This window comes from Tahibacter caeni (assembly GCF_024609805.1).
Taxonomy (GTDB): domain Bacteria; phylum Pseudomonadota; class Gammaproteobacteria; order Xanthomonadales; family Rhodanobacteraceae; genus Tahibacter; species Tahibacter caeni.
In genome coordinates this window covers 1-10342 of record NZ_JANFVR010000165.1, presented here as the reverse complement: position 1 = coordinate 10342, position 10342 = coordinate 1, and the positions used below count along the sequence as shown (strand labels likewise).

Genomic DNA, 10342 nt, shown 5'->3' with positions numbered 1-10342 from the left:
CGGAACAGCGGTGGTTCGTTCACGGGCAGCGGCAGCGCGGTGTCGGCCGGCTGCCAGGCCGGCGGCGCGCGCCACGGAGCCGCATCGCGCGGCAGCAGCGCGATGCCGCGCAGGTGCAGATCCTCGGCCAGTGCGGCCCAGCGCAGGCGCAGCATCGCGGCCCGTTGCGGCGGCGCCGCGATGCCGTCGCGGTCGAGCTGCCAGCCCAGTCCCTCGAGCGGGATGTGGCCATCGGCCGCACCGACCGCAGCGAGGTGTTGCGGCGCATCCAGGCGTTCGCGCAGTTGCAGCTGGAACGGCGGCAGCGGCGCCGCGGCATCGATCTGCAGCCGCGTGAAGCGGCGCAGGTCCAGCGGCGCCTGCAGCCGCAGCGCGACCTCGCAGTAGCGCGAGCCGCGCCGCAACAGCAGTCCGTCGGCATCGATCGCGGCGCTGCAGTCGCCCTGCACGCGGCGGCCGATCAGCGCGTCCGCCGTGTTCAACCGCCAGCGATACGGCGTGTCGCCGTGTTGCGTCGGCGCGAGGAACGCGACGGCCTCGCCGACGAGCTGCGCGCGCAGCTGGCGTTGCGCGAGCGCCTGCAGCGCCGCGACGACCGCGACGGCGGCCAGCAGCCAGCCCGCGACCTGTAGCAGGCGCGCCGACACCGCGCTCAGGCGAGCAGGGCGTCGACTTTCGCGGCGCAGGCGAAATCGTTGAGCGACAGACCGCCGACGTCGTGGGTGGACCAGCGCATGCGGCAGTAGTTGTAGCCGAGCTCGAGATCGGGATGGTGGTCTTCGCGATTGGCCATCCAGGCCACGGCGTTCGCGAAGCCCATGGTTTCGTGGAAGTCACGGAAATGGAATTCACGCCGGAGTTCGGCTCCGGCGACGCTCCAATCGGGTAGCAGCGCAGCGAGCTCGGCGATCGCGGCGGCGCTCAGCGCATGGTCGGCGCCCTTGCGCGGCACGCAACGGGTCGCGATCAGTTCGTCCTTGGTCATCACGGCTCTCCGGCGGCAGGAAACGGCGGGCGAGTATAGCGGGCGCCGGCTTGGTCGGTTTCCGAATCAGGACTATAATGGTCCAGATTCAACGGAGCCCCCATGATCAACATCTCCGAACGCGCCCAACAGCATTTCCTCAAGCTGATCCAGCAGCAGGGCATAGACGGACTCGGCATCCGTCTGCGCGCGGTCAAGGCCGGAACGCCGGCCGCGGACTGCCAGCTCGAATTCTGCGAACCGGCCGACCTCGCCGGCGACGAATGGACGGTCGAATGTCGCGGCTTTCCGCTCTACGTCGACGCGGCCAGCGTGCCGTTCCTCGACGCCGCCGACATCGATTACGAAACCTCGGCCACCGGCGGCCAGCTGACCATCCGTGCGCCGCGCATCAAGGGCGACGCGCCCGGCGAAGGCGCAAGCGTGGTGGAGCGCGTGCGCTACGTCATCGAGACCGAGATCAATCCGCGCGTCGCCTCCCATGGCGGCCGCATCAGTCTCGAGGAAATCACCGCCGAGGGCGTCGTGCTGCTGCGTTTCGGCGGCGGCTGTCACGGCTGCGGCATGGCCGACGTGACGCTCAAGCACGGCGTGGAGAAGACCCTGCGCGAGCGCATTCCCGAGATCACTGCCGTGCGCGACGCGACCGACCACGCGAGCGGCTCGAACCCGTATTTCTCGCGCAGCGCGGCCGGCAAATCGGCGCTGGCCTGAGTCCTCGGCGATTGCGGCGCCAACAAAAAAGCCCGGCGACGCCGGGCTTTTTTGTTGATGGTGCGGAAACGCTTACTTCGCGGCGGCCGGATGGCTCAGGTCGCCGAGCTTGCCGCCGGGCAGGCCCGCGAAATAGGCGGCCAGGTCGGCGATGTTCTGCTCGGTCATCGGTTGCATGAAGCCGCTCATGATCGCGTTCTTGCGCTTGCCGTTCTTGTACTGAAGCATGGCTTCCTGCAGATAGTCGCGGTACTGGCCGTTGAGGCGCGGGTACTGCGGATCGGTCGGGTTGCCGTCGGCGCCGTGGCAGGCGGCGCACGGAACGGCCAGCGCCTTGCCGGCTTCGGCGTCGCCGGCAGCCTGGGCGAACGAGGAAACGGCCAGCGTCGCGGCCAGCACGAACAGCGGGAAAAGACGATTCATCCGGGACGTCCTCGGCAGTTACGGGGTCAGGCCGGCGAGATACGCGGCGATGTCTTCGATGTCCTGCGCGGAAAGGCTCTCGCCCTGGGCGCGCATGGTCGGGTGGCTGCGGTCGCCGGTCTGGTAGCCCTTCAGCGCGGTGACGAGGTATTCGAAATTCTGTCCGGCGATGCGCGGCACGTGATAGTTCGGATACGCATTCTTGTAACCCGGAACACCGTGGCAGCCGTGGCAGGTATAGGTCTTCAGGCGGCCGGCTTCCTTGTCGCCCGCGGCATGCGCGGAGGTGGCAGCGAAAGCGGCGGTGGCGAGCAGGGAAGCAAGCAGTAGCGATCGGGTCATCGTCGGGGTTCCGGCGGGGGCGGGTGCCTGGCTGGTAAAGCGGCGAGTATAGCCGGCGCGATGCGTCGAGCTCCAGCCGCGCCTGCCTCGGCCACGCGATGCCGCACTGCGGCGTGACTACCGGCTCACGACGTGCGTCCCGCGCCTTCACAGAATGCTCATGTCACCGCGGAGGGCAAACCCGGTGCATCCCTTTCTCGTGCCGCGGCATCCAACGGTGCTGCGGCTAGTTGTTATGACTAGTGATGTAGTCTAGTATAACACCACAATACCAGCACACGGGCTCACGCCATGCTCCCCGACACGCTTCGTCCCGCTTCTGACCTGCGGCCAGGAATGGTTCGTATCGCTTTGATTCTTAGTGCCTTTCTGTTGATCGCCGGCTGCGGCAAAGGCGCGCCCGACAAGGCCAAGACCGCCGAGACCGCTGCGCTGGTCCCGGTCGAAGCCGCGACGGCCGCCGCGCGCCCTATCGATGCGAGTTATTCGGGGACAGCCACCCTGGAGGCCGACCGCGAAGCCGACGTCGTCGCGAAGACCGGCGGCGTGCTGCTGAAGCTGCTCGTCGAGGAAGGCGACACGGTGCGGCAGGGACAGGTACTCGCGCGGCTCGACGATGCGAGCCCGCGTCTGAGTCTGGCCAAGGCCGAGGCCACCTTGCGCAAGCTCGAGGCCGACTACCGCCGCGCCGACGAGATGTTCAGCAAGAAGCTGCTGTCGCTGGAAGAGCACGACAAGATCAAGTTCGACCTGGACAACCAGCGCGCCGTGCACGATCTCGCGCGGCTGGAGCTGTCCTACACCCAGGTCGTCGCGCCGATCGACGGCGTCATCGGCAAGCGCCTGGTCAAGGAAGGCAATCTGATCCAGATCAACCAGCCGCTGTTCCACATCGTCGATTTCGATCCGCTGCTGGGCATCCTCAACGTGCCTGAGCGCGAGCTCAACACGCTCAAGCCGGGCCAGGCCGTCGGCATGGTCGTCGACGCGCTGCCGGGTCAGCGCTTTCCCGGCGTGATCGACCGCGTGAGTCCGGTCGTCGAGGCGGCCAGCGGCACGTTCCGCGTGACTTGCCGCTTCAAGGCCGATGCGCAGACGCTCAAGCCCGGCATGTTCGGCCGCATCGACGTCATCTACGACCGCAAGCAGGACGCGCTGGCGATTCCGCGCAGCGCGCTGATCGAGGAAGACGGCGAGACCGCGGTGTACCTGATCGTGAACGCGCCGCCGCCGCCCGCCGATCCCAAGCCCAAGGATGGCAAGGAAGCCGAGGCACCCAAGGCCGCGCCGGTCCCGGCACCGCCGGTGCCGACCCTGCAGGCGCAGCGCCGCGTCGTGCGCATCGGTTTCGCCGACAGCGAATACATCGAAGTGCGTGAAGGCCTGCAGCCCGGCGACCGCGTCATTACGGTCGGCCGCAACGCCGTGCGCGACGGAACCCTCGTGCAGGTGATCGACGCGACGCCGGCGACCGCCGCCGCTGCGCCGGCCGCGGAGAAGAGCCCATGAGCATCGTAGAGATCGCCACGCGCCGCCGTGTGACCGTGGCCATGTTCACCGTGACCTTCGTGCTGTTCGGCGCCATCGCGCTGCTCGGCCTCAAGGTCAACCTGCTGCCTGACCTGTCCTATCCGACCCTGACCGTGCGCACCGAATACGAAGGTGCGGCGCCGTTGGAAATCGAGAACCTGATCACCCAGCCCGTCGAGGAAGTGCTCGGCGTGGTCAAGAATGTGCGTAAGCTGCATTCGGTCTCGCGCACGGGCCAGTCCGACGTGATCCTCGAGTTCACCTGGGGCACGGACATGGACATGGCCAGCCTCGAGGTGCGCGACAAGCTCGAGCTGCTGCAGCTGCCGCTGGAAGCGAAGAAGCCGCTGCTGCTGCGCTTCAATCCGTCCACCGACCCGATCGTCCGTTACGGCCTGTCGGGCAAGAGCGACGACAAGGGCTTCAACGAGGCCGAGCTCAAGCAGCTGCGCCGCTTCGCCGACGATGAGCTCAAGAAGCGCCTGGAACCGATTTCCGGGGTTGCCGCGGTCAAGGTCGGCGGCGGCCTCGAGGACGAGGTCGCCGTCGAGATCGACCAGCAGAAGCTGTCCCAGCTCGGCATCGGCGTGCAGGACGTGGTGCAGCGCCTGAAGGACGAGAACGTCAACATTTCCGGCGGCCGCATCGAGGAAGGCTCGCAGCGCTATCTCGTGCGTACGATCAATCAGTTCGCGACGGTCGACGAAATGCGCGAGCTGCTCGTCCGGATCGACGCCGGCGTGCCGGTCCGGCTCAAGGACGTCGCGCGCGTGCACCAGAGCTACAAGGAACGCGAAGGCATCGTTCGCATCGACGGCCGCGAGGCGATCGAGCTGGCCGTCTACAAGGAAGGCGACGCGAACACCGTCAGCGTCGCCGACGGAGTCAAGGCCGCCGTGGAGCGCATGCGCACGAACAAGACCCTGCCGGCCAACGCCGAGCTCAAGGTCATCGACGACCAGTCGCTGTTCATCGGCGCGGCGTTGCACGAGGTGCGCTTCGACGCGCTGCTCGGCGGCGTACTCGCGATCCTCGTGATCTTCTTCTTCCTGCACGACAGCTGGAGCACGTTCATCATCGCGCTGTCGCTGCCGGTCTCGCTGATCACGACGTTCTTCTTCATGGGCCAGGCGGACCTGAGCCTCAACGTCATGTCGCTGGGCGGGCTTGCGTTGGCCACCGGCATGGTCGTGGACGATTCCATCGTGGTGCTGGAGAACATCGCGCGGCTGCGCGAGAAGGGCCTGTCCATCGTCGATGCGGCCGTACAGGGCACCAAGGAAGTCGGTATGGCCGTGACGGCCTCGACCCTGACCACGGTCGCGGTGTTCTTCCCGCTCGTGTTCGTGCAGGGCGTCGCCGGCCAGCTGTTCCGCGACCAGGCGCTGACGATCACGTTCGCGATGCTGATCTCGCTGGTCGTGTCCATGACCTTGATCCCGATGCTGGCCTCGCTCAAGGGCCGGGCGCCGCTGGCCTATCGCGAGGAACTCGACGACGCCAGGCCGCAGGGCCGCCTCGGCGCGGTTCCGCGCGGCATCGTCTGGCTGGCCCTCACGCTGTTCTTCGGCGCCGGCGGCCTGATCGGCCGCGTGTTGCGGGCGGTCGGCGCGGTGTTGCTGGCGCCGTACAATCGGCTCGCCGCCGCCTACACGCGCACGCTGCCGAACGTGCTGCAGCGCCCATGGCTGGTGCTGGGCTTCGCGCTGTTCGCGTTCCTCGGTACGTTGACGCTGGTGCCGACGCTCGGCATGGACCTGATTCCGCAGCTGGCCCAGGGCCGCTTCGAAATGACCGTGAAGCTGCCGCCGGGCACGCCGCTGGCCAACAGCGACGCGCTCGCGCGCGAGCTGCAGCTCGCCCATGCGAATGATCCGAACATCGCCTCGATCTACGGCGTGGCCGGCGTCGGCACGCGCCTGGATGCGAACCCGACGGAATCCGGCGAGAACATCGCGCGCCTGCTGATCACCTTGAATCCGGCGGCCGGCGAGGCCGGCGAACGCGCGGCGATGGATGCGCTGCGCCGGACCATGACCACGCATCCGGGCGGCGAGGTGAAGTTCTCGCGGCCGCAGTTGTTCAGCTTCTCCACGCCGCTGGAAATCGAGATTCGCGGCTACGACCTGGACACCTTGAAGAAGGCCGGACAGAAGCTGACCGGCCTCATGAAGGCGTCGGACCGCTTCGCCGACGTCAAGTCCACTGTCGAGAGCGGCTATCCGGAAGTGCAGATCCGCTTCGACCAGGACCGCGCCGCGGCGCTGGGCCTGACCACTCGCACGATCGCCGACCAGGTCGTGCGCAAGGTGCGCGGCGAGGTCGCCACGCGCTACAACTTCCGCGACCGCAAGATCGACGTGCTGGTCCGCGCCCGCGAGGACGACCGCGCGAGCGTCGAGGACATCCGCAACATCATCGTCAATTCCGACGCGGTTGCCGCGGCGGAGGCCGCTGCCGCCGCCGCGCCGGGGCAGGTCTCGGCAGTCAGGCCGATCCGTCTGTCGGCCGTGGCCGACGTGGTCGCGACCGAAGGCCCCAGCGAGATCCATCGCGTGAGCCAGGAGCGCGTCGCGATCGTCTCGTCGAACCTCGCCTACGGGGATCTCGGCACGGCGGTCGAGGAAGTGCGCGGCATCCTGGCGAAGAATCCGCTCGCGGCCGGCATCTCGGTCAACATCGGCGGCCAGAGCGAGGAGCTTGACGCGTCGGTGAACTCGTTGATCTTCGCGCTCGCGCTCGCGATCTTCCTGGTCTATCTGGTCATGGCCTCGCAGTTCGAATCGCTGCTGCATCCGTTCGTCATCATGTTCTCGATTCCGCTGGCCGCGGTCGGCGCCGTGCTCGCGCTGAAGCTGACCGGCAATGCGGTGAGCGTGGTCGTGTTCATCGGCCTGATCATGCTCGTCGGCATCGTGGTCAAGAACGCGATCGTGCTGATCGACCGCGTGAACCAGCTGCGCGAGGCCGGCGTGGACAAGCGCGCGGCCATCGTGCAGGGCGCCGAGTCGCGCCTGCGGCCCATCGTCATGACCACCTTGTGCACCCTGATCGGCTTCCTGCCGCTGGCCATCGGTCTCGGCGACGGCGCCGAAGTGCGCGCGCCGATGGCGATCACGGTCATAGGCGGGCTATTGGTGTCGACCTTGCTGACTCTCGTCGTCATACCGATCGTCTACGACCGTCTGGATTTCCGCGGCGACGCCTGGTATCGCGCCCGCGCCGAACGCCATGCGGCGCGTCGCGCCTCGGCCACCCTGGAGCCTGCGTCGTGAATCTCGCCGAGCTCAGCCTCAAGCGTCCCGTCACCATCACGATGTTCTTCCTGTCGATGATGGTGATCGGCCTGATCGCCGCGTTCCGTCTGCCGCTGGAGAAGTTTCCCGACATCGAGTTCCCGTTCCTGTTCGTCGACGTGCCGTATCCGGGGTCGACGCCGGCCGAGGTCGAGCGCGTGCTCGCGCGGCCGATCGAGGAAGCGCTGGCGACCGTGCCCGGCATCCAGCGCATGCAGTCGACCTCGCGCGCCGACGGCGTGCAGATCTTCATCCAGTTCAAATGGGGCAACAACGTCGCGGTCAAGGCGGTCGAGGCGCGCGAGAAGATCGACGGCATCCGCAAGGAGCTGCCGTCGGACCTGCAGCGCTACCAGGTGCTGAAGTTCTCCGTCTCCGACCAGCCGCTGCTCAAGCTGCGCGTGGCCAGCGACATCGACATGAGCAACTCCTACGAGCTGCTCGACCGCCGCGTGAAGCGTCCGCTGGAACGCATCCCCGGCGTCGCGCGCGTATCGATCGAGGGCGTCGCGCCGCCGGAGCTGCAGATCGAGCTGTCCTCCGACCGCCTCGCGGCGACCGGCGTCAGCCTCAACGAGCTCTATGCGCAGCTGTCCAAGGCGAACTTCTCGATCTCCGCCGGTCAGATCCTCGACGGCGCGACGCGCTACCGCGTGCAGCCGCAGGGCGAGTGGAAGAACCTCGAAGACGTGCGCAACCTCATCGTCAACGACCGCGGCCTCAAGCTCGGCGACATCGCGAGCGTGACCCTGAAGCCGGCGCGGCTGGACTACATGCGACGTCTGGACACGCGGCCGGCCATCGGCATCGACGTCTACAAGGAACGCAACGCGAACCTCGTGGAGGTCGGCCGGCTCGTCAACGAGGAAGTCGACCGCATCAAGCAGTCCTCCGAGATGCGCGGCATCGACGTCTACGCACTCGAGGACCAGGCATTTTCGGTGACCTCGTCGCTGTACGAACTGACCGAGGCCGGCGTCGTCGGCACCCTGCTGTCGGTGCTCGTGCTGTTCTACTTCCTGCGCGACGTCAACTCGACCCTGATGGTCTCGCTCGCGATCCCGATCTGCTTCGTGATGACGCTGGGCTGCATGTACTTTTTCGGCATCACCCTGAACATCCTGTCGATGATGGGCCTGCTGCTCGCAGTCGGCATGCTCGTCGACAACGCCGTCGTCGTCGTCGAGAGCATCTACCAGTACCGCGAGAAATACCCGGACAAGCCCTGGTACTGCGCCGTGGAGGGCACCCAGGTCGTCGGCATCGCGATCGCCGCGGGCACCTTCGCGAGCATCGTCGTGTTCCTGCCGAACATCTTCGGCCAGAAGAACCAGATCAGCATCTTCCTGACCCAGGTCGCCGTGGCCATGTCGATCGCGCACCTGGCGTCGTGGCTCGTCGCGGTGACGCTCGTGCCGATGCTGTCGGCGCGCCTGCCGACGCCGAAGTTCGTCGGCCGCCGCACCCTGGTCACGCGCATGCAGGAGGGCTATGCGGCGCTGATCGGCTGGACCCTGAGCCACCGCAAGCTGACCATGGCCGGCGTCGTCGCGATGAGTCTCGTCAGCATCCTGCTGCCGATGCGCCTCGTGAAGTACGACATGTTCCCGGCCGGCGAAGGCGCGACCCTGTACCTGCGCTACGACCTCAACGGCCTGTACCGGCTCGACGAGCTCAAGAAGTCGATCGCGCGGGTCGAGGAATACCTGATCGCGCACAAGCAGGAGTTCGACATCAAGTCGGTCTACAGCTATGCGAACGAGCGCGGCGACGCGTCGACCAGCATCATCCTCGTCGACGCCAAGCAGATGAAGCGCGGTTCCACGGCGATCATGGAAGACATCCGCAAAGGGCTGCCGAAGATCCCGATCGGCAAGGTCGGCTTCGACCAGAACGGCGGCGGCAGCAGCGGCGAAGGCCTGCGCATCTCGCTGATCGGCGACTCGATGGACGTGCTGCACGATCTGTCCGAGGCGGTGATCCCGGTGCTGAGCCGCGTGCCGGGCCTGCGCGACGTGCGCACGGCCGAGCGTACCGGCGACCGCGAAGTGGCCGTGCGCGTGGATCGGGAGCGGGCCAAGTCGTACGGTTTCTCGGCCAACGAAGTCGCGACCTACGTCGGCATCGCGCTGCGCGGCGCGCCGCTCAAGGAGTTCCGCAACGGCGACACCGAGATCCCGGTCTGGCTGCGCTTCCAGGGCGCCGACACGCAGAGCGTCTCGGGCATGGCGGACTTCAAGCTGCGCCGCGCCGACGGCACTCTCGTGCCGCTGCTGTCGCTCGTCGACGTACGCACCCAGGACGCGGCCTCGGCGATCCAGCGCGACAGCCGCCAGACCTCGATGCCGATCGCGGCGAACCTCGCGCCGGGCACGACCCAGGAAGACGCACGCAAGGCCATCGAGACGGCGATGAAGTCGGTCAGCCTGCCTGCCGGCTACCGCTGGAGCTTCGGCCGCAGCTTCGACGAGGCCGACGAGGCCGGCCAGCAGATGTTCCTCAACACGGTGCTCGCGCTCGTGCTGGTCTACGTGGTCATGTGCGCGATGTTCGAATCGCTGGTGTTCCCGGCGGCGATCCTGACCACGTTCCTGTTCTCGATCTTCGGCGTGTTCTGGCTGTTCTGGCTCACCGGCACGACGTTCTCGATCATGGCCTCGATCGGCGTGCTGATCCTCATGGGCGTCGTCGTCAACAACGGCATCGTCATGATCGTGCACGTCAACCAGCTGCGCCACGAAGGCCAGCTGCGCACCGACGCGCTGGTCGCCGGCGCCCGCGACCGCCTGCGCCCGATCCTGATGACCATGGGCACGGCCATCCTCGGCATGGTGCCGTTGTGCATCAGCACGACCGAGATGGGCGGCGACGGCCCGCCGTACTACCCGATGGCGCGCGCGATCGCCGGCGGCCTGATTTTCTCGACCGCCGTGACCCTGCTCGCACTGCCGGTGATCTACGCCCAGCTCGACGACCTGCGCATGTGGGTGCGCCGCGTGTTCCGCGACGCGCGCGCCGGCCGCGTGCGGCGCCGCGCCGTGGCGGCCTGAGG

Annotated in this window: 8 protein-coding genes; 4 read left to right on the top strand and 4 right to left on the bottom strand. The window is 67.4% G+C overall.

Annotation, left to right across the window (positions count from 1 at the left end; translation table 11 throughout):
* Positions 1–647 (bottom strand): hypothetical protein (locus NON22_RS14355; RefSeq protein WP_257387630.1); only part of this gene is annotated, 647 nt, incomplete at its 3' end.
* Positions 648–652: 5 nt separating this feature from the next.
* Entirely contained in the window at positions 653–985 is a 333-nt protein-coding gene (locus NON22_RS14350; protein ID WP_257387629.1) for a 4a-hydroxytetrahydrobiopterin dehydratase, read from the bottom strand.
* A gap of 102 nt (positions 986–1087) precedes the next feature.
* Here NON22_RS14350 and NON22_RS14345 point away from each other — a divergent pair, with 102 nt between their 5' ends.
* Entirely contained in the window at positions 1088–1699 is a 612-nt protein-coding gene (locus tag NON22_RS14345; RefSeq protein ID WP_257387628.1) for an NfuA family Fe-S biogenesis protein, read from the top strand.
* A 72-nt stretch (positions 1700–1771) separates the two neighbouring features.
* On the opposite strand, the gene NON22_RS14340 is transcribed toward NON22_RS14345, so the two are convergent.
* Positions 1772–2122, bottom strand: coding sequence for a c-type cytochrome (locus tag NON22_RS14340; RefSeq protein ID WP_257387627.1), 351 nt, complete (start codon positions 2120–2122; stop codon positions 1772–1774).
* 18 nt (positions 2123–2140) lie between these two features.
* Positions 2141–2464: a c-type cytochrome gene (locus tag NON22_RS14335; protein WP_257387626.1), complete on the bottom strand. Its 324-nt coding sequence runs from the start codon at positions 2462–2464 to the stop codon at positions 2141–2143.
* 336 nt (positions 2465–2800) lie between these two features.
* Between NON22_RS14335 and NON22_RS14330 the strand changes: the two genes are divergently transcribed.
* The 3 genes from NON22_RS14330 to NON22_RS14320 are packed head-to-tail and all read left to right on the top strand — an operon-like array spanning position 2801 to position 10340.
* Positions 2801–3973, top strand: a complete 1173-nt coding sequence (locus NON22_RS14330) for an efflux RND transporter periplasmic adaptor subunit (protein ID WP_257387625.1) — start codon at positions 2801–2803, stop codon at positions 3971–3973.
* Positions 3970–7269 carry an efflux RND transporter permease subunit gene (locus NON22_RS14325; protein ID WP_257387624.1) on the top strand — a complete coding sequence of 1100 codons (3300 nt, stop codon included), beginning with the start codon at positions 3970–3972 and terminating at the stop codon, positions 7267–7269. The genes NON22_RS14330 and NON22_RS14325 overlap by 4 nt, the downstream gene beginning before the upstream one ends.
* Positions 7266–10340, top strand: coding sequence for an efflux RND transporter permease subunit (locus NON22_RS14320; protein ID WP_257387623.1), 3075 nt, complete (start codon positions 7266–7268; stop codon positions 10338–10340). Before NON22_RS14325 ends, NON22_RS14320 begins: the two co-directional genes overlap by 4 nt.
* Positions 10341–10342: the final 2 nt, after the last annotated feature.